The organism is Beduinella massiliensis (assembly GCF_900199405.1).
GTDB classification, from domain to species: Bacteria; Bacillota; Clostridia; order Christensenellales; family Aristaeellaceae; genus Beduinella; species Beduinella massiliensis.
In genome coordinates this window covers 2,420,633-2,443,372 of the sequence record NZ_LT963430.1, presented here as the reverse complement: position 1 = coordinate 2,443,372, position 22,740 = coordinate 2,420,633, and the positions used below count along the sequence as shown (strand labels likewise).

25 protein-coding genes are annotated in these 22,740 nt (G+C 59.4%); 21 read left to right on the top strand and 4 right to left on the bottom strand.

Annotation, left to right across the window (positions count from 1 at the left end; all coding sequences use genetic code 11):
- Nucleotides 1-20 precede the first annotated feature (20 nt).
- On the bottom strand, nt 21-650 hold the full coding sequence (locus C1725_RS11855) for a YitT family protein (protein ID WP_102411807.1): 630 nt from the start codon (nt 648-650) through the stop codon (nt 21-23).
- A gap of 100 nt (nt 651-750) precedes the next feature.
- Here C1725_RS11855 and C1725_RS11850 point away from each other — a divergent pair, with 100 nt between their 5' ends.
- Complete coding sequence (locus C1725_RS11850; RefSeq protein ID WP_102411806.1) at nt 751-1,557, top strand: MerR family transcriptional regulator; 807 nt, start codon at nt 751-753, stop codon at nt 1,555-1,557.
- A gap of 1 nt (nt 1,558) precedes the next feature.
- Here the strand turns inward: C1725_RS11850 and C1725_RS11845 are convergent, their stop codons facing one another.
- Nucleotides 1,559-2,197 (bottom strand): regulatory protein RecX, encoded by a 639-nt coding sequence (locus C1725_RS11845; protein WP_346026617.1) that lies wholly within the window; start codon nt 2,195-2,197, stop codon nt 1,559-1,561.
- Nucleotides 2,198-2,349: 152 nt separating this feature from the next.
- Here C1725_RS11845 and C1725_RS11840 point away from each other — a divergent pair, with 152 nt between their 5' ends.
- A complete protein-coding gene (locus C1725_RS11840; RefSeq protein WP_102411804.1) occupies nt 2,350-2,556 on the top strand; it encodes a hypothetical protein in 207 nt (68 codons plus the stop codon).
- Nucleotides 2,557-2,582: 26 nt separating this feature from the next.
- Nucleotides 2,583-2,963, top strand: a complete 381-nt coding sequence (locus tag C1725_RS11835) for a spore coat protein (protein WP_102411803.1) — start codon at nt 2,583-2,585, stop codon at nt 2,961-2,963.
- Between the two features lie 74 nt (nt 2,964-3,037).
- Here the strand turns inward: C1725_RS11835 and C1725_RS11830 are convergent, their stop codons facing one another.
- Both C1725_RS11830 and lgt read right to left on the bottom strand, forming a co-directional pair.
- On the bottom strand, nt 3,038-4,468 hold the full coding sequence (locus C1725_RS11830) for a nicotinate phosphoribosyltransferase (protein ID WP_102411802.1): 1,431 nt from the start codon (nt 4,466-4,468) through the stop codon (nt 3,038-3,040).
- A 24-nt stretch (nt 4,469-4,492) separates the two neighbouring features.
- On the bottom strand, nt 4,493-5,647 hold the full coding sequence (gene lgt / locus C1725_RS11825; protein ID WP_102411801.1) for a prolipoprotein diacylglyceryl transferase: 1,155 nt from the start codon (nt 5,645-5,647) through the stop codon (nt 4,493-4,495).
- A gap of 236 nt (nt 5,648-5,883) precedes the next feature.
- Between lgt and rpiB the strand changes: the two genes are divergently transcribed.
- From rpiB to C1725_RS11735, 18 genes are all read left to right on the top strand, one after another.
- Complete coding sequence (rpiB, locus tag C1725_RS11820; RefSeq protein ID WP_102411800.1) at nt 5,884-6,339, top strand: ribose 5-phosphate isomerase B; 456 nt, start codon at nt 5,884-5,886, stop codon at nt 6,337-6,339.
- Between the two features lie 15 nt (nt 6,340-6,354).
- On the top strand, nt 6,355-6,984 hold the full coding sequence (gene upp, locus C1725_RS11815; protein WP_102411799.1) for a uracil phosphoribosyltransferase: 630 nt from the start codon (nt 6,355-6,357) through the stop codon (nt 6,982-6,984).
- A 235-nt stretch (nt 6,985-7,219) separates the two neighbouring features.
- Entirely contained in the window at nt 7,220-8,476 is a 1,257-nt protein-coding gene (locus C1725_RS11810; RefSeq protein ID WP_102411798.1) for a glycosyltransferase, read from the top strand.
- 344 nt (nt 8,477-8,820) lie between these two features.
- Nucleotides 8,821-9,219: an ATP synthase subunit I gene (locus C1725_RS11805; RefSeq protein WP_346026616.1), complete on the top strand. Its 399-nt coding sequence runs from the start codon at nt 8,821-8,823 to the stop codon at nt 9,217-9,219.
- 3 nt (nt 9,220-9,222) lie between these two features.
- Nucleotides 9,223-9,972, top strand: coding sequence for a F0F1 ATP synthase subunit A (locus C1725_RS11800; RefSeq protein ID WP_102411796.1), 750 nt, complete (start codon nt 9,223-9,225; stop codon nt 9,970-9,972).
- Nucleotides 9,973-10,019: 47 nt separating this feature from the next.
- Nucleotides 10,020-10,277 (top strand): ATP synthase F0 subunit C, encoded by a 258-nt coding sequence (gene atpE, locus C1725_RS11795; protein ID WP_102411795.1) that lies wholly within the window; start codon nt 10,020-10,022, stop codon nt 10,275-10,277.
- Between the two features lie 46 nt (nt 10,278-10,323).
- On the top strand, nt 10,324-10,830 hold the full coding sequence (atpF, locus tag C1725_RS11790) for a F0F1 ATP synthase subunit B (protein WP_102411794.1): 507 nt from the start codon (nt 10,324-10,326) through the stop codon (nt 10,828-10,830).
- Complete coding sequence (gene atpH, locus C1725_RS11785; protein ID WP_102411793.1) at nt 10,827-11,366, top strand: ATP synthase F1 subunit delta; 540 nt, start codon at nt 10,827-10,829, stop codon at nt 11,364-11,366. The genes atpF and atpH overlap by 4 nt, the downstream gene beginning before the upstream one ends.
- 33 nt (nt 11,367-11,399) lie before the next feature.
- Nucleotides 11,400-12,914 (top strand): F0F1 ATP synthase subunit alpha, encoded by a 1,515-nt coding sequence (gene atpA / locus C1725_RS11780; RefSeq protein WP_102411792.1) that lies wholly within the window; start codon nt 11,400-11,402, stop codon nt 12,912-12,914.
- A gap of 13 nt (nt 12,915-12,927) precedes the next feature.
- Complete coding sequence (gene atpG / locus C1725_RS11775; RefSeq protein ID WP_102411791.1) at nt 12,928-13,785, top strand: ATP synthase F1 subunit gamma; 858 nt, start codon at nt 12,928-12,930, stop codon at nt 13,783-13,785.
- A 48-nt stretch (nt 13,786-13,833) separates the two neighbouring features.
- Nucleotides 13,834-15,237: a F0F1 ATP synthase subunit beta gene (atpD, locus tag C1725_RS11770; protein ID WP_102411790.1), complete on the top strand. Its 1,404-nt coding sequence runs from the start codon at nt 13,834-13,836 to the stop codon at nt 15,235-15,237.
- On the top strand, nt 15,234-15,632 hold the full coding sequence (atpC, locus tag C1725_RS11765) for an ATP synthase F1 subunit epsilon (protein WP_102411789.1): 399 nt from the start codon (nt 15,234-15,236) through the stop codon (nt 15,630-15,632). Before atpD ends, atpC begins: the two co-directional genes overlap by 4 nt.
- Nucleotides 15,633-15,860: 228 nt before the next feature.
- The gene (locus C1725_RS11760) at nt 15,861-17,180 is read left to right on the top strand and encodes a nucleotide sugar dehydrogenase (protein ID WP_102411788.1); all 1,320 of its coding nucleotides are present in this window, start codon (nt 15,861-15,863) and stop codon (nt 17,178-17,180) included.
- Nucleotides 17,181-17,404: 224 nt separating this feature from the next.
- On the top strand, nt 17,405-17,875 hold the full coding sequence (locus C1725_RS11755; protein ID WP_102411787.1) for a CtsR family transcriptional regulator: 471 nt from the start codon (nt 17,405-17,407) through the stop codon (nt 17,873-17,875).
- Between the two features lie 2 nt (nt 17,876-17,877).
- Nucleotides 17,878-18,405 (top strand): UvrB/UvrC motif-containing protein, encoded by a 528-nt coding sequence (locus C1725_RS11750; RefSeq protein WP_102411786.1) that lies wholly within the window; start codon nt 17,878-17,880, stop codon nt 18,403-18,405.
- On the top strand, nt 18,398-19,408 hold the full coding sequence (locus C1725_RS11745; RefSeq protein ID WP_102411785.1) for a protein arginine kinase: 1,011 nt from the start codon (nt 18,398-18,400) through the stop codon (nt 19,406-19,408). Before C1725_RS11750 ends, C1725_RS11745 begins: the two co-directional genes overlap by 8 nt.
- 30 nt (nt 19,409-19,438) lie before the next feature.
- Entirely contained in the window at nt 19,439-21,898 is a 2,460-nt protein-coding gene (locus C1725_RS11740; RefSeq protein WP_102413331.1) for an AAA family ATPase, read from the top strand.
- A gap of 148 nt (nt 21,899-22,046) precedes the next feature.
- A complete protein-coding gene (locus tag C1725_RS11735) occupies nt 22,047-22,709 on the top strand; it encodes a response regulator (protein WP_102411784.1) in 663 nt (220 codons plus the stop codon).
- Nucleotides 22,710-22,740: the final 31 nt, after the last annotated feature.

The following is a 22,740-nucleotide window of genomic DNA, read 5'->3' as shown; positions in this document are numbered from 1 at the left end:
ACATCTATGTTCGGGTTTGCTTATTCCGTTTCCGGCACTACGCTGTTTCCAAGCGTGTGGATGCGCCCGATGATGAAAGAGGAAATCGTCACCGTCACCAGCGAACAGAGTATTTTGGTGACGGGGATGTAGGTGAGAGAGAGCATCAGCACGACGAAGTCCGTGAAAAAATAGGCCTTAGCGATCGGCAGCTTCGTGAGCCGCACGATAATGAGCGCCAGTGCGTCGTCTCCGCCAGAGGCGCCGCCCGCGCGCACGACGAGGCCCACGCCGACGCCGACGAACAGACCGCCGAGCAGCGCGGCGAAGAGGGGCTGATCGGAAAGCGGCGGCAAAATAGGACCGAAGTGCTCAAAAAGGTTATAAAACAGGGAAAAGCCGCAGCTTGCGACGACCGCATTTTTCAGAAAAGACCTGCCGAGCAGGCGAAAGCCGACGGCATAGCAGGTCATGTCCATAACAAAGCCGCTGATGCCAGGAGAAATTTTCAGCCAGTGCTGCAAAAAAAGCGTCATGCCGAGCACGCCGCCCTCCGTAATCTGGCTTTGGCTGTGCACGTTAAAGAGGCCAAAGGCCAAAATGCACGCGCCCAGCAGAAGCGAACCGTAGTGGCAAAGCGCCTGCGCACGGCGAGAAGAGGATGTGTTCAAGGGAAAAGCTCCTTTCTGGGTTTATCGCTGGATTTCTTGACAAACCTCAGTATAAAGGATATAGTAGCTATATTGTCAAGGGCCGGGAGGAAGGAAATCGATGCATACGCGTTTTACAGTCGGCGAGGTGGCGAAACTGAGCGGGCTTTCCAAGCAGGCGCTCATCTATTACGACCGGGAAGGAGTTTTTGTGCCGCGCTTTATCGACCCCAAGAACGGCTATCGCTACTATACGGCGGAGCAGCTTGAAGTGCTGGACAGCATCCTGATGCTCAAGGAGATGGGGCTCTCGCTCGACGAGATACGGGGCTTTATGAAGAGCCGGAACGACAGCCGGGCGATTGAGCTGATGGCCGCTCAGCGCCAGCGCATCCACGAGAAAATGCGCCGGCTCGACCGAACTGCGCGGAAGCTGGAGCGCAAAATCGGGACGTTGGAAGCGTTTTATGAAGACACACAGGAGGGTGTCGTCATTCAGGACGTTGCGGGCGACATCCTCGCGGCAGAGCCGGTCGAGGCGCCGGGACATCTGGAGGAGCAGGACCTCGCGCTCAAACGCCTGCTGCGCCGGGCAAAGGAAGAAAATTACCCTCACTACTATCAACTGGGTACGATGGTCGCACTGGAGGACATTCGCTCGGGCGATGTCCTGCGCGCACGGTATGCCTTTTTGCCGCTCGAATCGGAAATACCGGGCTGCCTGCGACGTCCCGCGGGGAGGGCGGCGTTTGCGTACCACGTTGGAACGTACGAACAGACGGGCGTGACGTACCGGAAATTGCTGAAGGAAATTGAGCGCAGGGGGATGGAGCCCTGCGGATATGCCTATGAATACTGCGTGCTGGACAGCCTGACATCGGAGCGAAGCGATGACTACGTGACGAAGATCCTGCTGCCCGTCCGATGAATCACTCGTCCCAGCCGTCGTCGGAGGAATCCGTGCCCGCATGCGCAAGCGCCCTCTTGGCGGTATCCCAATCGTAGCCGCGGCGAACCAGCGCGGCCAGCACCTTCCGGCAGACGTCGCGCTCGTCCTTTCCACGCGTTCTGTCAAGGAGCCGCCTGCACAGCTCGGTCGCCTGGCGCTGCTGTTCCTCCTCGTCGACATGGGAAAGGGCGGCGTCTACGTGTTCGCGCGAGACGCCCTTGCGCGCGAGCTCCTGGGCAATGCGGCGCTTACCGAGCGCGCGCTCCTGCCGGGCCTGCGTCCACTGATCCGCAAATTGTGCGTCGTTTAAAAAGCCTTCGCGCTGCAGACGGGCCATGACGCGGGCGACGGCCTTGTCCGTGTAGCCGCATTGGTGAAGGCGCGTTTCCATCTCGCGCTCCGTCCGTGGCCGGGCGGCCAGATACTCGACCGCTCGGCTGAGCGCGTGCGGATACTCTCGTTCGCTGAGCCAGGCTTCATACGCCTCAATGTCTAAATCCGTATCCGGCTGAAGCGGCCTTTCACGATATAGGCTCGCGGGAACGCGCAACGCGGCTTCTTCCTCGATTTCGACGAGGACAAGGCCGCGCTGCTTTTTGATAGAGGTAATTCGGCTCATGTACAGCACCGCTTTCATGTATAAAATAGTCTTGAGTGCGCAAGCTATGGATGAAACAGGAAGAGGCCGAAAGGCCGGCAGGCATGGCGAAAAAGGCCGTGCGCGCCCGAACGGTTGACATCGGCGGGCGGAGAAGGAAAGGGAGAGATTGTATGCCGCAAGGAAATGCACAGCTTACCCAAAAGGATCTGCATCTGATCGGAGATCAGCTGACGCACGAGGCGCTCGCGAACAAAAAGTTCGAGCATTACGCCTCGCAAATCACCGACCCTGCGCTCAAAACCATGGCGCAGACGATGGCGCAGCACCATAAGCAGCAGTACGACCGGCTGTTTACCTACCTGAACAGCCAGAACTAACGGAATTGAGCGAGGAGGCAGAGAAGATGAGCCAGCAGAATATGCCGTACTTCGGTGGAAACCAGCAGCAAAATCAGCAAAACCAGCAGCAGGCGGGCGCGCAGCAGGCCACCCAGCCGAACCAGCAGGCAGGCCAGCAGAATGCGCTGACGGAAAAGGATATGGTCGAGGACATGCTCGGATGCCACAAGGCGCTCGCTAACAGCTACAGCGTCCTCATCCTGGAAGCGAGCTGCCCGAAGCTGCGCAACATCCTGATGGAGAACTGGCAGCAGACGGTGACGGATCAGTACACGATCTTCGATCAGATGCGCACGCATGGGTGGTACCAGATGCCGACTGCGCAGCAGCAGGAGATCGCGACTTCCAAGCAGCAGTTCGCGCAGATGCAGACGCAGCTGCAGTAAAACGATCTACGAAAAGCGCCGCCCATTGTGGGCCGGCGCTTTTTTGCATGACAGATCGAACCGCACCGGCGGGCTCAATGACCGTGGCGCGCGAGCAGCTCCTGCTTGAGGTTGTAAAGGTTCTGCGAAAGGTCGACCTTGTAGCGCTGTGGGCGATGAAGGCGTTTATATTCGCTCCAGAACGTGTCGAGCTCCTCCTTCGCGTAGGCGGCGATGCGGTGCAGATCAGGGGACTCGTAGACCTGCCGCCCGTTTCTGAACACCGGCACAAGCAGGGGACGAAGCGTATAATCCGTCAGCGTCATGCGCTTCCAGGTGTTCTCCGGGTCGAAGATTGTCAGGGGCTGCTGCTCATCGTATACCTCGCTGTCGAGCGCGATGAGGTCGGCCAACGCGTGACGGTCTTCCTTGGAATAGATGCGCAGCACCTTTTTTTTGCCGGGGTTGGTGATCTTTGCGGGGTTTTCGGAGATCTTGATGCGCGGCACGAGCGTGCCGTCTACCTCTTCAGCGGACAACTTGTATACGCCGCCGAGCGCCGGGTTGTTCTGACTCGTAATCATACGCGTGCCGACGCCCCAGACGTCGATGGCTGCGCCCTGCGCCTTCAAATCCCAGATGACCTCCTCGTCCAAGTCGCCGGAGGCAAAGATGCGTGCTTGGGGGAAACCGGCCTCATCGAGCATTTTGCGCGCCGTCCGGCTCAGATAGGCGAGGTCGCCGCTGTCTAGGCGGATGCCGCTGGGCTCAAAACCGCGCCCGCGCAGCTCTTTGAAAACCGTGATCGCGTTGGGCACGCCGCTCTTGAGCGTGTCGTAGGTATCCACGAGCAGCAGGCAGTCGCGCGGAAAGATTTCCGCATAAGCGCGGAAGGCGTCCAGCTCGGAGGGGAAGCTCATCACCCAGCTGTGCGCGTGCGTGCCGCGAACGGGAATGTCGTACATCTGTCCCGTAAGCACGTTGCTGGTGGCGACGCAGCCGCCGATGATCGAAGCGCGCGCGCCGTAGATGCCCGCGTCCGGCCCCTGCGCGCGGCGAAGACCGAATTCGAGCACGCCGTCTCCCTGAGCAGCCTGCACGACACGGCTGGCCTTGGTGGCGATCAGGGTTTGATGGTTGATGATGTTGAGCAGCGCCGTCTCCACGAGCTGAGCCTCCATCATCGGCGCGCACACGCGCACAATAGGTTCGGTGGGGAAGACGATGGTCCCCTCCGGCATGGCGTCGATGTCGCCCGTGAAACGAAAATCGCGGAGCAGATCGAGAAATCCTTCGTCAAACGTGTTAAGGCTTCTCAGGTATTCAATGTCCTCTGCGGAGAAGTGCAGGTCGCGCACGTATTCAATCGCCTGCTCCAAGCCGGCGACGACGGCATGGGACGTTTCATCGCCCTGCTTGCGGTAGAACAAATCGAAGACGGCGGTATTCTGCGCCATGCCGTACCGCCAGTACCCGTTCATCATGGTCAGCTCGTACAGGTCCGTCATCATGGTAAGATTACGCATTGTACATTCCTCTTTTATCTCATTTTATCGGTGTTCGGCTCGCGCGGGGGCCGGGGACTGCCTGCGAAACGGATAGAGCAGCATGCCGCTGGCAATCATTTGAAGCATGCAGGCGATCTGCCGCCAGGAGACGAAGAGCTGGTTGTTTGCATCCGCCCGACCGAGACCGGAGAGCAGGATGCCGAGCGTGAAAAGGGAGGCGACGGTGAGCGGCACGAGGTTTTTGAGCTTTCGCCGGCGCGCATTTATAAAGCACAGGACGCAAAGCGCAATCTGGCAGACGAGGAGCGCGAGCATGATGATCTGTGCCGCCGTGAAAAGATTCGCGTAGGCGCCGCGCTCGAACTCGCCGATAAAGCAGCCGGCGAGCGCGAGCACCGTCGCGGCGATGGGCAGAAGGTAAAAAGGCTGTGTCTTGTGTTTGAGCCTCAAATAAAAGACAATTACGATGGCGACGCAGGCCAGCGCGCTCAGGATTTGAGAGACGCGGACGAATTCGTTGATGAACGTCAGACTGTCTTCGCGCATGCCTTCGATTACCGTCCGTCCCGCGCAGTAGAGCAGCAGATAAAAACAGAAGACGTCGCCCTTTTTGCGCGTAAAATGCCGAATGCCCATCAGGAGCGCAAAGACGGCGAGATTCCAGCAGAACTCATAGAAAAAGGTCGCCATGTGCCAGTACCATACGCTGCCAACGGGGATTTCTACAGCGAAGGGGAAGAATTGCAGCGCAGGATCCGAAAGACGGAAACCATAGGCCTCCATATTGAAGTAGTTGCCCCAGCGGCCGATAGCCTGTCCGAGCACGAGGGAGGGGGCGACGATGTCCAGAATAGAGGATAAGGCGATCTGCTTGCGCTTGGATACGAGCCAAGCCGCAAGCAGGCCGCCGAGCACGCCGCCATAAATGGCGAGGCCGCCGCTGCGGATGTCGAAGATGCTGAGCAGATCCTCCGAAAAGGAATCCCACTGAAAGAGCACGTAATAGAGACGCGCCCCCACCAATGCGAGCGGAATCGCGAGAATGGCAAAGTCGATCGTCGTGTCCTTGGGAAGCCCCAGGCGTTTTTCCTCGCGCGTCGCGAGCAGGATGCCCAGGACGACGCCGGTGACGATGAAAAGGCTATACCAGGAAATGCCCAAGAAGGCAATCCGGTCGAGCGGTGGACGGCTGAGCATGTCGTTTCCTCCTTATGATCCCGCGCGACGGCGGCGCGGATGCGCGGCATATCTTCCGGATAGTCCGATCCGGTTCTGATCTGATTCTTTCCCATTATAAGGCGGCGGGAGGGGTGTGTCAAGACAGCTAAAATCGCCCAAAACCGCGCCAAATGTGAAGGACTTGTCGAAAAAACGTTGTGTTGCCGACGAGGGGCGTGTATAATAATCTGTGAAGTAAAACATGGAGGGATTGCATCGTGCTTTCTATCGGCAGCGATCACGCCGGCTATCATTTAAAGAAGACCTTGATGGAAGAGCTGGATCGCAGGGGAATCGTGTATAAAGACGAGGGAACGTATACGGGCGAAGCGGCCGACTATCCGGCCGTCGCTGAAAAGGTCGCGAAAGCCGTCGCGTCGGGTGAATGCGAACGCGGAATTCTGATCTGCGGTACGGGCATTGGCATGTCAATCGCGGCGAACAAGGTGCATGGCGTCCGGGCGGCGGTGTGCCACGACGTTTTTTCTGCGCGGATGACGCGCATGCATAACGACGCTAACATCCTTTGCATGGGCGAGCGCGTCATCGGGCCCGGGCTGGCGGTGGACGTGTTGAACGCATGGCTGAACGCGTCGTTTGAGGGCGGACGCCATCAGCGCCGCGTGGATATGATGACCGCGCTGGAGCGCGAAGAGAATGGATCATATTGAAGGAGGACCACATAGATGTCTACGCTTCACGTAATGGATCACCCCCTGATTCAGCACAAGGTTTCGCTCATGCGCGACCGTGAGACCGGCACAAAGGATTTCCGCGAGCTGCTCGAGGAAATCTCCATGCTCATGGCCTACGAGGTGACGCGCGATCTGCCCCTCAAGGAGGTCGAAATTGAAACGCCCGTGTGCCGGGCCAAGACGAAGGTCATCAGCGGTAAGAAGCTTGCGGTCGTTCCGATTCTGCGTGCGGGCCTCGGCATGGTCGACGGCATCATGAGCCTCGTGCCCGCAGCGAAGGTCGGTCACATCGGCCTGTACCGCGACCCGAACACGCTGGAGCCGGTCGAGTATTACTGCAAGCTGCCGGCGGACGTGGAAGAACGCGACCTGATTGTCGTCGATCCCATGCTGGCGACGGGCGGCTCCGCCTCCGCCGCGATTTCGTTCATCAAGAAACGCGGCTGCAAGAGCATCAAGCTTGAATGCCTGATCGCCGCGCCGGAAGGAATTGCGCGCATTCAGCGCGACCATCCGGATGTGGATATCTTCGTAGCCTCCGTAGACGAAAAGCTCAACGATCACGGCTACATCGTACCGGGCCTCGGAGACGCGGGCGACCGGCTCTTCGGAACCAAATAAATCGGGGAATTCTCTTTACCGCCCTTGTGGGCGGTATTTTTTTGGAAGAATCCAGCCAGCAAATCCGTTATATACCACAAAGCGGACAAAACAATGGATCGAAAGCTATGAGCACAGCCGATGACATTTCTTTTGTGCGCATGCTATACTTGCCTTCATTCCGGAATAAGATGAGAATACGGAGCCTTTGACTGCACGCGGTGGAGTGCGCTGCCTGGATAGAAGGAGAAATTCGATGATTCCATTTATGGAAAGGTTTAATCTGATCATCTTGTGCCTGTTCCTTCTTTGCTACTTTTATCAAATCGCATACATTGTGGTGCGTTTTGTCAAGAAACAAAAGGATCATCCGGCCCAAAAACAGCACAAGTTCGCCATTCTCATTTCCGCGCGCAACGAAGAAAAGGTCATCGGCGAACTGCTGCGAAGCATCAGAAATCAGCGTTATCCCAGAGAACTGATCGACGTATACGTCGTGGCGGATAACTGCGACGACAACACCGCGCGTATTGCGCGAAAATACGGCGCGACCGTCTTTGAGCGAGCCAACCGCCGACAGGTCGGCAAGGGATATGCGCTGGACTATGCATTTGGCCAGATCCGCAGAAGCGTGGGCATTCGGCATTACGAGGCGTACATGGTCTTCGACGCGGACAACGTGCTGGACGAAAACTATGTCCATGAAATGAACAAGACGTTCGATCAGGGGTACGGCGTTATTACCAGCTACCGGAATTCTAAAAACTACGGTACGAACTGGATATCGGCCGGGTATGCGCTCTGGTTTCTGCGCGAATCCCAATACCTGAACGGGGCGAGGATGAGCCTGCACACGAGCTGCGCGATCTCCGGCACGGGTTTTCTCGTCTCCAGCCGTGTGATCGAGCGAAACGGGGGCTGGAAGCACCACCTGCTGACGGAGGATATCGAGTTTTCCATCGACAGCGCCATCAGGGGAGAGGTGATTGGCTACTGCGAGCGCGCGATCGTCTATGACGAGCAGCCGCAGGATTTCCGCTCTTCCTGGAAACAGCGAATGCGCTGGGCGAAGGGGTTTTATCAGGTGTTCGCCCGTTACGGTCGGGCGCTCGTCGGCGGCTGCGTAAAGCAGCGCAGTTTTCAGTGCTACGACATGCTGATGACCATCGCCCCGGCGACGCTGCTGACGCTGACCACCATCGCGGCGAACCTGGCCTTCTGCGTCTACGGATTTGCTGCGAAGATGCCGGAGGTCGTCGCGGCGGCCGGGCAGGAAGCTTTCATCACGGTTGCAGGCGTTTACCTGTCGCTGTTTCTCTTTGGCCTTGTGACGACGATCACCGAGTGGAGGCAGATTCACTGCGCCGGGTATAAAAAGATTTTGTATCTGTTCACGTTTCCTGTTTTCATGTTTACCTACGTTCCCATCGCGATTGCCGCATTGTTTAAGCACGTAACATGGGAACCGATTGCGCACACCGTCCAAAAGAACGTACAGGAAATACGGGAATGATTTGCTGGAGAGGCGCGGCCTCTCTTTTTTTGTCCGAAAGACGGTCGCTGCTGGATGTGCAAAGAGGGGATGGACGCCGTCAAACGGCCTCCATTTGGCACAACAACGTCTTTTTGTCCCTGTATATTTTGCGGAGAATGCCGTATCATGGCGATCAAGGAGGACGTTTATTGTGAAAAGATTGTCGAATAAAAAACAAGTGGTTGACTGAGACAAAATTGACAAAAATAGCATTGACAAATCGACACACAGACAGTATAGTGTTACTATAATGCGATTCATAGCGCAGTTTGCGTGTGTATGACGGAAATCTGTATGAAATCTTTATGACGGAGGGGTTGTGGATGAAGCCGCAGCAAGCGGTGGTTCAAGAGACGAAGCACATCGCGCTCGGCACGGCCGTGCTTTGCGCGATCATGCTCCTTATATTTTTAATTCTGGGCAAATTTCATTGGACAGTTTTGACGGGTGCGCTGCTGGGATTCACTGTCGCGGTCGGCAATTTTTTTGCGCTCGGTCTATCGGTACAGAAGGCTGCGGCAAAACCCGACAAGGCAAAGCAGATCATGCAGCTTTCCTACAGCATGCGCATGCTCGTGATGGCGCTTTGCGTGATCCTGGCAATGGCGACGCCTGCATTTCATTGGGTGGCTGCGGTGCTGCCGCTCATCTTCCCGCGCGTGACCATCGGGATCATGCAGATCATGGGCAAGTACAAGCCCGCGAGAAAGGAAGCGGAATAATCGATGAATATGAGCGTAACGGGCGCCCGGATTTACTGGACGATACCGGTTTTAGGCGGCATTCCGATCACGGAGACGGTCGTCAATACGTGGATCATCATCCTGTTGGTCACGGGGCTCTGTATCTTCCTCACCCGCGGCCTTAAGGTGCACGCGACGTCGCGCAGGCAGGTCATCGCGGAGTTTCTGGTGAATACCGCGCGCAAGTTCGTGGACGGAAACATGGGCGGGACCTTCTCCTATTATACGCCTTTTGTCGCGTCGATCTTCGTGCTTTCGGCAGTTTCCAGTCTTTCAAGCCTCGTAGGGGCCTACGCGCCTACGTCGGACCTCTCCACCCTGCTGGGATGGGCGCTGCTCGTGTTCGTCCTGATCACCTACACAAAGGTAAAGACGAACGGCGTGCTGGGCTATTTCAAGGGCTATACGCAGCCGATCTTCGTGCTGACGCCCTTTAACATCATCAGCGAGATCGCAACGCCGATTTCGATGGCGTTCCGTCATTTCGGCAACATCGCCTCCGGCGGCGTCATCATGGCGCTCGTGTACGGCGCGCTTGCGAGTCTTTCGAACATGGTGCTGGGCCTGCTGCCCGGCTTCCTGGGCGACATCCTGGGGATGGTCCCGATCTTCCAGATCGGCATCCCGGCGATTCTCTCTGTTTATTTCGACCTCTTTTCCAGTTTCCTTCAGGCTTTCATCTTCTGCATGCTGACGATGATGTACATCTCGTCGGCAGCGCAGGAGGGTTAAATAAAGCGAAATAAAAAGATTATCTAAACACTTAAGGAGGAACTCACATGTTGGAAAAAGCGATTGTTATGGGATGCTCTGCGATAGGCGCGGGCCTGGCGATGATCGCCGGCATCGGCCCCGGTATCGGCGAAGGCTACGCGGTTGGCAAGGCCTGCGAAGCGATCGGCCGTCAGCCGGAGGCTAAGGGCGACGTAACCTCTACGATGCTGCTGGGCTGCGCCGTCGCCGAGACGACCGGTATTTATGGCTTCATCGTCGCGTTGATCCTGCTGTTCGTCAATCCCTTTATCGGAAAGCTGTGAGCCATTCCCTGATTTGAGGGATTATCTCTAAGCGGGAGGGAACGAAGTGCAACAGGTACAGGATTTTATTTCCATAACGCCCTGGACCCTGATCTTTCAGATTTGCAACCTGCTGATCTTGACCGCGCTCATAAAAAAGTTTCTTTTCAAGCCCGTGATGGCCGTGCTGGATAAGCGTCAAGCGGAGATCGACGGAATGTACAGCGAAGCGGACAAGGCAGAGGCCCGAGCCAAAGCGCTGAAGAGCGAATATGAGCAGCGGCTTGCTACGGCGCGCGAAGAAGCAGACGGTCTGGTGCAAAACGCCATGCGCACCGCGCAGGTGCGCTCCGACGAGATCGTCGGTGAAGCGCGCGAACGCGCTGTGATGCTCAAGAACAAGGCGGATCAGGAAATCGAGCAGGAGCGCAAAAAGGCGTTTATGGACGTCAAAAACGAACTTTCCGGCATCGCGGTGGACATTGCCTCCAAGGTGGTCGAACGCGAGGTCGATGCGAAGGATCACGAGGCCTTCATCGAAGATTTCATCCGGAACGTTGGTGAAGCGTCGTGACGGAGACAGCGAAGGAATACGGCGGCGCGCTGTACGCGCTCTGCCTGGAAGAGGGGATCTCGCAGGACGTGCTGGATGAACTGCGCGTGCTGACGGAGGCGTTTGCTGAAAACCCCCCGTTTGTTCGCCTACTCTCCAATCTGGGCATGGCAAAGGAAGAACGCGTCCGGATTGTAGACGAGAGTTTCCGTGGGAAAATCCACCTCTATCTCTTAAACTTTCTAAAAATCCTGTGTGAACGCGGCTCCATAGGCGAGCTTGCCGGCTGCTATGAGGAGTATCGCGCGCGCTACAACGAGGACAACGGCATCGTGGAAGCCACCGTGACTTCCGCCGTGCCCCTTTCGGCCGGGCTGCGCGCAAAACTTACGGAGCGCCTGAACGCCGTCACCGGAAAGCGCGTCGCGATCAAAGAGCGCGTCAATCCCGCGCTGATCGGCGGCATCCGCCTTGAGATGAACGGCAAGCGCTATGACAACAGCGTTCAGGGCAGGCTGGAGCAGATCAGAAGCGCGCTGCTCACGGCCGTTCAGTGAGCCCCATAGCAAACACAGAAAGCTGGTGATACCGTGCAATTAAAACCTGAAGAGATCTCCAAGATCATCAAAGCGCAGATCAAGCATTACGAAAATAAGATCGAGAGCAGCGAGACCGGCAGCGTCATCCTGGTGGGCGACGGCATTGCGCGCGCCTGCGGCCTGGATAAGTGCATGGCGGGCGAGCTGGTGGAGTTTGAAAACGGCGAATACGGCATGGCGCTCAACCTCGAAGAAAATTCGGTGTCCATCGTGCTGCTCGGCAGCGACGTCGGTATCCGCGAGGGCAGCACCGTGAAGCGCACCGGGCGCGTCGTTTCCGTGCCGGTGGGCGAGGCGCTCATCGGCCGCGTCGTCAACTCGCTGGGCCAGCCCATCGATGGCAAGGGTGCGATCGAGGCGAAGGAATACCGCCCCATCGAAAGTCCCGCGCCTGGCATCATCGAGAGAAAAAGCGTCAGCGTGCCGCTTCAGACGGGCATCAAGGCGATCGACAGCATGATCCCGATCGGCCGCGGCCAGCGCGAGCTCATCATCGGCGACCGCCAGACCGGCAAGACCGTCATCGCGACGGATACGATCATCAACCAGCGCGGCAAGGACGTCATCTGCATCTACGTCGCGATCGGGCAGAAGCGTTCGACCGTGGCGCAGCTGGTGGAGCTGCTCACGAGCGAGGGCGCGATGGATTATACGATTGTCGTCAGCGCCACCGCGTCGGAGCTGTCCCCCCTCCAGTACATCGCGCCCTATGCGGGCTGCGCGATGGGTGAGTACTTCATGGCGCAGGGAAGGGACGTCCTCATCATCTACGACGACCTTTCCAAGCATGCGGTCGCTTACCGTGCCCTGTCCCTGCTGATTCGCCGTCCGCCGGGCCGCGAGGCGTATCCAGGCGATGTCTTCTACCTGCATAGCCGTCTGCTGGAGCGCGCGGCGCGCATCGCGCCGGAATACGGCGGCGGCTCCCTGACAGCGCTGCCGATCATTGAAACGCAGGCCGGCGATGTTTCCGCCTATATCCCGACGAACGTGATTTCGATCACCGACGGCCAGATCTTCCTGGAGAGCGAGCTGTTCCACTCCGGCGTCATGCCGGCCGTGAACCCGGGCATCTCGGTCAGCCGCGTAGGCGGCAACGCGCAGATCAAGGCCATGAAGAAGGTCGCCGGTACCCTCAAGCTGCTCTACAGCCAGTACCGTGAGCTTCAGTCCTTCGCGCAGTTCGGCAGCGACCTGGACGCGGACACCAAGGCGCGCCTGGCGCAGGGCGAGCGCATCGTGGAAGTGCTCAAGCAGGACCGCAATTCGCCCGTCCCGGTCGAAAAGCAGGTATGCATCCTATACGCCGTCACGAAGGACTACCTAAAGGACGTGGACGTCGCAGACGTTCGCGAGTACGAGCGCGGGCTGTATGAGCGCATGGACGCGCAGCACGGCGCCGTGCTGCAGGCAATCCGCGAGACCGGCAATCTGTCGCCCGAGACGGAGGAAGCGCTGAAGGCCGCCCTTGGCGCCTATACAAAAGACTTCCTGACCGGACGATAAGGGGGGCTGAACGATGGCCGGAGCCTCCATGAAGGATATCAAGCTGCGCATTAAGAGCGTGGAAAGCACCATGCAGATCACCAAGGCGATGGAATTGGTGGCCTCTTCCAAGTTGCGGCGTGCGCGCGAGCGGATGGAAAAAAGCCGTCCGTATTTCGAGATCCTGTATGACAACCTGGTGCAGATCGCGAGGCTCAACACCGAGCTTACGTCGCCTTACGTAGCGGAATCAAAGAACCGAAAGACCTGCTACGTGGTCATCGCGGGCGACCGCGGGCTGGCGGGCGGCTACAACGCCAACATCTTCAAAGAGGTGATGGGCGCGATAGACGGAAGCGAGGCTTGCGTGCTGCCGATCGGCAAGAAGGCGGTTGAGTTTTTTGACAGGCGGGGCATAGAGAGCCTGACGCACGCCTACGCGGTGGCGGAAGACGTGAGCGTGGGCGATTGCTTTGCGATGGCGCAGATGCTCACCGAGGGATTCAAGCACGGTGAATACGACCGCATTTGCGTCGCCTTTACGCGGTTTGTGTCCATGCTGACGCAGACGCCGCACATTCTGCCGCTGCTGCCGCTTGCCAAGCAGGAGCCTATGGAAGAAGGGCCGCAAAAGGCGCGCATGCTCATCACATACGAGCCGGACAGCGGAGAAATTTTTGACGCCATCATGCCCAACTACGTGGCGGGTGTGATCTATAGCGCGCTTTGCGAGTCGGTTGCCAGTGAAATGGGCGCCCGGCGCACCGCGATGGACGCGGCGAGCAAGAACGCGGGCGACATGATCGAGGATTTGAGCCTGCGCTATAACCGCGCGCGTCAGGGCGCGATCACGCAGGAGATCACCGAGATCGTCGCGGGCGCAGAACAGTAAAATTGAAGGACAGGGCGTAGCGCTGTCCAGCGAAAAGGAGTACCGCGCATGAGCAAAGGGAATGTAGGGTCCGTCGTGCAGATCATCGGACCGGTGCTGGACGTCAAGTTTGCGGACGGCCAGCTCCCGGACCTGCTCAATGCTCTGGAGATTGAGCATGACGGAAAGCGTCTGGTCGTCGAGGTTGCGCAGCACATCGGCGACGACGTGGCCCGCTGCATCGCCATGTCGAGCACGGACGGCCTCGTTCGCGGCCTCAAGGCCGTAGACACGGGCAGTTCGATCACCGTGCCGGTGGGCGACCAGTGCCTGGGACGCATCTTCAACCTGCTCGGCGAGCCGGTGGACAATCAGCCCGCGCCCGAGGGCGTGGAGCGCTGGCCGATCCACCGTGACCCGCCCGCCTATGACGAGCAGGAAACCACCACGGAAATTCTGGAAACGGGCATCAAGGTCGTCGACCTGATCGCCCCGTACGCCAAGGGCGGCAAGATCGGCCTCTTCGGCGGCGCGGGCGTCGGCAAGACGGTTCTGATTATGGAGCTCATCAACAACGTCGCCAAGCAGCACGGCGGCCTATCCGTCTTTACGGGCGTGGGCGAGCGCACGCGCGAAGGCAACGACCTCTACTACGAGATGAAGGAGAGCGGCGTGCTTTCCAAGACGGCGCTCGTATACGGCCAGATGAACGAGCCGCCGGGAGCGCGCATGCGCGTGGCACTTTCGGGCCTTACGATGGCGGAATACTTCCGCGACCGCGAGAACCAGGACGTGCTGCTGTTCATCGATAACATCTTCCGCTTTACGCAGGCCGGCTCCGAGGTTTCAGCGCTGCTGGGCCGTATGCCCAGCGCCGTCGGATATCAGCCGACGCTGGCGACGGAGATGGGCGCCTTGCAGGAGCGCATTACCTCTACCAAGAAAGGATCGATCACGTCCGTGCAGGCGGTTTATGTGCCTGCGGACGACCTGACCGACCCGGCTCCCGCCACGACGTTCGCGCACCTGGACGCGACGACGGTTTTGTCGCGCGCCATCTCCTCGCTGGGTATTTATCCGGCTGTCGATCCGCTGGAATCCTCCAGCCGAATCCTGACGCCGGACGTGGTCGGCCAGGAGCATTACGAGGTCGCGCGCGACGTGCAGAAGATCCTGCAGCGCTACAAGGAGCTACAGGACATCATCGCCATCATGGGCATGGACGAGCTGTCGGAGGAGGACAAGCTGATCGTCGCGCGAGCGCGTAAGATTCAGCGCTTCCTGTCTCAGCCGTTCAGCGTCGCGGAGCAGTTCACCGGCATGGAGGGCAAGTACGTTCCGCTCAAGGAAACCATCCGCGGCTTTAAGGAAATCATCGAGGGCAAGCACGACGACCTGCCCGAGAGCGCATTCCTGTTTGTCGGCACGATCGAAGAGGCGGTCGAAAAGGCAAGGAAGGGTGAAGGCGCATGAGCAGCTTCCACTTGCAGATCGCGACGCCCGACGGCTTGATCTTTGACGGACAGGCAGAGCGGCTGCTGTGCAGGACGATCGTCGGCGACGTATGCATTCTGGCGCGACATGCCGACTACGTGACCGCGCTGGGCATGGGCGAGGCGCGCGTCACGATAGACGGAAATGTCCGGCGGGCGGCATGCATGGGCGGCATGCTTACCGTCGTCAAGGGCGAGGTGCGCCTTGTGCCCACGACGTTTGAATGGGCGGAGGACATCGACGCGGAGCGCGCCCAGCGCGCCAAGGAGCGCGCCGAGCTGATGCTCAAGGAAAAGCAGACGGACAAGCGCGATTTGATGCTGGCGGAGGCAAGACTCAAGCGCGCGCTCGTGCGCATGCAGGTCAAAGGATGAGCAGGCAGGGGGCCGTGCGGAAACGCACGGCCTCTTCTGCGTCTGAACGAAAAGCGGACCGCTCTTGCGGTAGGCCGATGAAAATGTTATAATTTGAACGTATTGTACGAAAACAGGGAAAACCTGTCGAGCGTGAACGCGTTCATGGATATTCACTTTAGGCGGCGCGATGGACAGTGCGATCCTCGCTCAGCCGCCCTTGCATTCAAACGAGCGGGAGGAAACAGGATGACGCTGTATGAACGGATTGTGCGCGGGGAAGAGAAGATCTCGCTGATCGGCTTGGGCTACGTGGGCATGCCCATCGCGGTCGCGTTTTCAAAAAAGGCCAAGGTCATTGGATTTGATCTCAACGAAAAAAAGATCGAAATGTACAGGCAGGGCGTGGACCCCACGCATGAGGTAGGGGATGCGGCGGTAGCTGCGTCTACGGTCGAGTTCACGAGCGACGAAACGCGCCTGCGCGACGCGAAGTTTCATATCGTGGCCGTGCCGACGCCCGTCAACGCGGATAAGTCGCCCGATTTGTCGCCTGTAGTGAACGCGAGCGCGCTCGTCGGGCGCAACCTGACTCCTGGATCGATCGTCGTGTACGAATCGACGGTTTACCCGGGCGTGACGGAAGACGTGTGCGTGCCGATACTCGAGCGCGAATCCGGTCTACGCTGCGGCGAGGACTTCAAGGTCGGCTATTCGCCCGAGCGCATCAACCCGGGCGACAAGGTGCACCGGCTCGAAAATATCCGAAAGATCGTCTCCGGCATGGACAAAGAGGCACTTTGCGAGATCGCAAGCGTGTATGAGCTGGTGATCGAGGCGGGCGTGCATCGCGCCTCCACCATAAAGGTCGCGGAGGCGGCGAAGGTCGTGGAGAACAGCCAGCGCGACATCAACATTGCCTTCATGAACGAGCTGGCAATGGTGTTTGACCGCATGGACATCGACACCAAAGAGGTCATCGATGCGATGAACACCAAGTGGAACGCACTTGGCTTTACGCCCGGCCTCGTGGGCGGCCATTGCATCGGCGTGGACCCGTATTACTTTGTTTACGAAGCGGAGAAGCTGGGCTATCACTCGCAGATCATCCTGTCCGGGCGCAAGATCAACGACGGCATGGGCGCGTTCGTGGCCGATGCGGTCATCAAGCAGCTCGTGCTCGCGGGCAAGGCGGTGCGTTATGCAAAGGTGGCTATCCTGGGCCTTACGTTCAAGGAGGATTGCCCGGACACGCGCAATTCCAAGGTGGCAGACATCATCGGCCGCCTAAGGGAATACGGAATCGATCCCGTGGTGACCGATCCCTGCGCGGCCCCGGAGGACGCGGCGCGCGAATATGGCGTGACGCTGCGGCCGCTTTCGCAGGTGCAGGATGCCGACTGCGTGGTGATCGCGGTGGCGCATAAGGCGTTTCGAGCGCTGACGCTTGAGCAGATCGACCGCCTGTTCCGGACGATGCCCGCGGACGAAAAGGTGATCGTAGACGTGAAGAGCATTCTGGACAAGCAGGAAGTGCTTCGCGCCGGATACCGTTACTGGCGGCTGTAAAGGCGAGCGCCAGCCTTCCGACCTGAACTGCGCGGTCTGTATTTGTTTGAACCTGCCAGAAGCATCCCGGGCTTTGCACCGAAGGATGCTTTTTTAGTCCTATCCAGGGATGCACCTGCTTTTCCCTTGGACTGACAGCAAAATTTTTTCTGAACCGCTTGACGGATTCGGATTCCGGCGTATAATATAGTCAAAGTAGGTCAATAAGATGATGGGGTGGTCTCATGAAACCGCTTAGTGATACGATAGAGGCCTTCATCAAGGCTTTGATGGAAGAGGATGACACACAGGTAGAGCTCAAACGCAACGAGCTCGCCGAGCATTTTCAATGCGCGCCGTCTCAAATCAACTACGTGCTGGCGACCCGATTTACGCCCGACCACGGTTACGTGATCGAATCCCGCCGGGGCGGGGGCGGCTACATCCGCATCGTGCGGATCGCGAGCAGCGACAAGGACGACCTGCTCAAGTCCATTTACCAGCGGATCGGCACATCGATTTCCCATGGGGACGCCATGCGGATTTTAGCGAGGCTGCAAAGCGAGGAGATCGTCACGGAGGAGGAAGCGCACCTGATGGCGGCGGCGCTGACGCCGCAGGCCGTGCCGCTGCCGCTGAGCATGAAGGACGCGCTGTGCGCGGGAACGCTGCGCAGCATGATCTTGGAACTTGCCAAACGTAAGAAGGAGGCTTAAGGATGCTTTGTGAGGAATGCGGGAAGAATCCCGCGACGATTCATTATACACAGGTTCAAAACGGCGTCGCGACGCAGATGCACTTATGTGCGGCCTGTATGGCGAAACACCAGAAGGGACTGGACACGATGTCCAGTCTGATTTCCAGCCTTCTTTCAGGCGTTTCCGGCCAGAAGGAAAGGCCGGAGCAGGAGAAGCTTCGCTGTCCCACCTGCGGAATGGAGTACGAGCGCTTTCGGGAGACGGGGCTGCTCGGCTGCGCGGACTGCTACAAGGCGTTTGCGGCGCAGCTGGCCCCGATGCTGGGGCGCATCCATGGGCGCACGCAGCACGTGGGTCACGTGCCGCCTGCCCGCAGCGCGCACATCAGCGCGCAGCGGGAGCTGGAAAAGCTGCGCAGGGAAATGGACGAGGCGGTCGCGAAGGAGGAATTCGAGCTCGCGGCGCAGCTTCGCGACCGCATCCGCGCGATGACGGTTACGGAGGAGGAACAGGCGGAAGCGGCGAAGGGAGGCTGCGAGCATGCGTGATCAGCTTTTAGACGACGTGGTGCTTTCCAGCCGCGTGCGTCTTGCCCGCAATTATCGGGATATCCCCTTTCCGTCGATGATGAACGACGTATGGGCGGCGGAGACGATCCGCCGCACCTGCGACGCGGCGTCGACGTTTCCGGACGCATCGAGCTATGCTTTCGTACGGCTTTCCGACCTGTCGCCCATCCAGCGTCAGGAAATGGTGGAGCAGCACGTCATCAGCCGTGATTTGCTGCGCAGCGCGGATTTAGCCGCCGTTCTTTTGGGCAAAGATAATAAGGTCAGCATCATGGTCAACGAGGAGGATCACATTCGGCTGCAGGTGCTCTTGCCGGGGACGGACGTGGAGCAGGCGGCAAAGATTGCACGCGAGGTCGATGATGGGCTGGAAACCCAGGTGACATATGCCTTTGACGACCAGCTCGGCTACCTGACCGCGTGCCCGACGAACACGGGATCCGGCATGCGCGCCTCGCAGATGCTGCATCTGCCCGCGCTGACGATTCTGCGCCAGATGGGCGCTGTCGGGCAGGCGGTCGACAAGCTGGGGCTCACAATCCGTGGGCTTTACGGCGAGGGCAGCGAGGCTTTCGGAAACCTCTATCAGGTCTCCAATCAGGTGACGCTGGGGCGCACGGAGGAGGAGCTTGTGCAGGCCATCCGGGAGGTCGGCAGCCAACTGGCGGACATGGAGCGCAAGGCGCGCAGGACGCTGCTGGAGAAGGATCGTCTGACGCTGGAAGACCGGTTGATGCGCTCGGTCGGCGTGCTGATGTACGCGCGGCGTATCGGGGACAAGGAATTCATGCAGCGTTGGTCGGACGTAAGGCTGGCGAGCAGCCTGAACCTCGTTGACATGGACGGCTCAACGCTCGATTCGCTGCTTTACAGGGCTCAGAGCGCGGGCATCGCCCGAAGGGCCGGAAAAGAATTGACCGCGCCCGAACGGGATCAGCTTCGCGCAGAGTATGTACGCGCGGCGCTTTGCGGAAAACATTGACCCAAGTGGGATTTGGAGGTAATTATGGCATTGTTTGGACGCTTTACGGAGCGGGCGCAGCGGGCCCTGCAGGGCGCGCAGCACGCGGCTGTGGCGATGAAGCATCATTATGTAGGAACGGAGCACCTGCTCATGGGGCTCATGCAGGTGCAGGACGAAAAGGACCGCGAAATGCTCCAGGGCATCACGGCGGAACAGGTGCAGGACGAGATTCTGCGCGTGGTGGAGACCGGCGATGAGCCGGTCACCGGCGCGCTGAGCCTGACGCCGCGAACGAAGAAGGTGCTGGACGGCGCGATGGCGGAATCCCGAGCGCTGGGGCAGAACTACATCGGCGCGGAGCACCTATGGCTGGCGCTGCTGCGCGAGGGCGAGGGCGTCGCGGCGCACGTGCTCACGTCGCTGGGCGTCAACTTGGAGGAAGCGCGCGATACGATCCTCGCGTCGCTTTCGGGCGGCGGCGCGGGTGCGCCCCAGCAGGGAGGAGAAGCGCGCGAGGGCGCATCCGAGACGAAGACGCTCGACCAGTTCGGGCGTGACCTGACGCAGGATGCGCGCGATGGCAAGCTGGATCCGGTCATCGGGCGCAGCAAGGAGATCGAGCGGGTCATTCAGATTCTCTCGCGCCGCACGAAGAACAACCCGGTGCTCATCGGCGAACCGGGCGTGGGTAAATCCGCGATCGCGGAAGGGCTCGCACAACGCGTTGTGGATGGCAACATTCCGGAGATGCTGCAGGGAAAGCGCGTATTTTCGTTGGATCTGGCGTCGCTGGTGGCGGGCAGCAAGTACCGCGGGGAATTTGAAGAACGCCTCAAGAATGCGCTCAAGGAGCTGAAAGAGGCGGGCAACGTCATCCTGTTCATCGACGAGCTGCATACGATCGTCGGCGCGGGCAGCGCGGAGGGCGCAATGGATGCGGCGAATATTTTGAAGCCGCAGCTCGCGCGCGGGGAACTGCAATGCATCGGCGCGACGACGCTGGACGAATACCGCAAGCACATCGAGAAGGACGCCGCGCTGGAACGCCGTTTTCAGCCTGTGACCGTCGGAGAGCCGACGCAGGAAGAGGCAGTCGCCATCCTAAAGGGCCTGCGCGACCGTTACGAGGCGCATCATAAGGTTCGCATTACGGACGAGGCCATCGACGCGGCGGTGTCGCTCTCCTCGCGCTACATTTCAGATCGCTTCCTGCCCGACAAGGCCATCGATCTGGTGGACGAGGCGGCCTCACGCGTTCGCATCCGCTCGTTCATGACGCCCCCGGACATGAAGGAGACGCAGGAGGAGCTGGATGCCATCGCCAAGGAAAAGGAAGAGGCGGTCGCGCATCAGGACTTTGAAAAGGCGGCGGGTCTGCGCGACAAGGAGCGCTCGCTGGTCGCGGAAATGGAATCGCGTCGAAAGGAGTGGGAGCGTCAACGCAACGCCGTGCACGAGGAGGTCGGGGAGGCGGAGATCGCCGAGATCGTGGCCCAGTGGACGGGCATTCCTGTGCGGCAAATGACGCAGGATGAATCCGAGCGCCTTCTGCACCTGGAGGAGACGCTTCACGGCCGGGTCGTGGGGCAGGACGAAGCCGTAAGCGCCGTCGCCCGTGCAATTCGGCGCGCGCGCGCGGGCCTCAAGGATCCCAAGCGGCCGATCGGCTCCTTCATTTTCCTGGGTCCGACGGGCGTGGGCAAGACGGAACTGTGCCGCGCGCTGGGTGAGGCGATGTTCGGCGACGAGGATGCGGTCGTCCGCATCGACATGAGCGAGTACATGGAAAAGCACAGCGTGTCGCGCATGGTCGGTTCGCCCCCCGGCTACGTCGGTCACGATGAGGGCGGCCAGCTCACGGAAAAGGTCCGGCGCAAGCCCTATAGCGTGGTGCTCTTCGACGAGGTGGAGAAGGCGCATCCGGACGTCTTTAACATACTCCTTCAAATTTTGGAGGACGGACGCCTGACGGACTCGCAGGGACGCACGGTGGACTTCAAGAATACGGTCGTCGTCATGACCTCCAACGCGGGCGCGCACGCCATGGAAGACAGGAAACGCCTGGGCTTCGGCACGGACGTGGAGAGCGAAATGGAGCGCGCACGCAGCTATGAACAGATGCGCGAGCGGATCATGAAGGAGGTCAAGAACCTCTTCAGACCCGAATTTCTCAACCGCGTGGACGAAATCATCGTCTTCCATCCCTTGGAAGAGGCGGATATCCGCAAAATCGCGGGTCTCATGGTCGCGCAGGTGCAGCGCAGACTGCAGGAGCAAGGGATCGAGCTGCGCATGCCGGACGAAGCGGTCGCCTACCTCGCCAAGGCGGGTTTTGATCCGCAGTACGGCGCGCGTCCGCTGCGCAGGGCGATTCAGCGCACGGTCGAGGACGCGCTTTCAGAGGAGATTCTCGCCGGGCGGGTTCACCTGGGCGATACGGTGAGCGCGTCGCTACAAGACGGCAAGCTCGTCTTTCGTACGGCGCAGCCCGAAGGCGTAGACGCATAAAGGCAACGGCAGGGCGGCATGGTCTTAGAGGCCGTGCCGCCTTTCGCTGCGTAAGGCGGCGATTGGGGAAGAATACGAGGGAACGCTTATCGCCTGTTCATTCTAATCGCCATATGGAAACGTCCGAGCGGCGCCGGGAGGGCTTATCATGAAACACATACTCATCGTGGACGACGACGTACATATCGGGAACCTGCTGGAAACGGCGCTCACCCAGGAAGGGTATCGGGTATCGCGGGCCTATTCGGGCACCGAGGCGCTGTTCGTGCTCTCCGCCTCCAGGCCGGACCTCGTCCTGCTCGACCTCATGCTGCCGGGACTTTCAGGGGAGGCGGTGCTGCCGAAGATCAGGGAAATTCCCGTCATCGTCGTCAGCGCGAAGGCGGACATAACGGACAAGGTGAGCCTGCTGCTCGGCGGCGCAGCGGATTACGTCACCAAACCTTTTGCGCTTGAAGAGCTGCTGGCTAGAATCGCCGTGCGACTGCGCGGTGCGGCAAAGGATTTGAACGCAGAACTGACCTGTGAGGCACTGCGGCTCGATCCCGCGGCGCGCAGGGTATGGGTGAACGATGCCGAAATCAGGCTGACGCGCACGGAGTACGCAATCCTAAAGCTGCTGATGCAAAACCCGGAGCAGGTGGTCACCAAGTCGCAGCTATTGGATCGCATCGGCGAGGATACGCCGGACTGTACGGAGAGTTCCCTCAAAATGCACATCAGCAATTTGCGGCGAAAGCTGCGCATCCCGCAGGGCAGGGACTACATCGAAGCCGTTTGGGGCATCGGCTTTAAGCTGCGGACGGAATGAATCTATACCGTATCTTTACGATTTTCTTTAC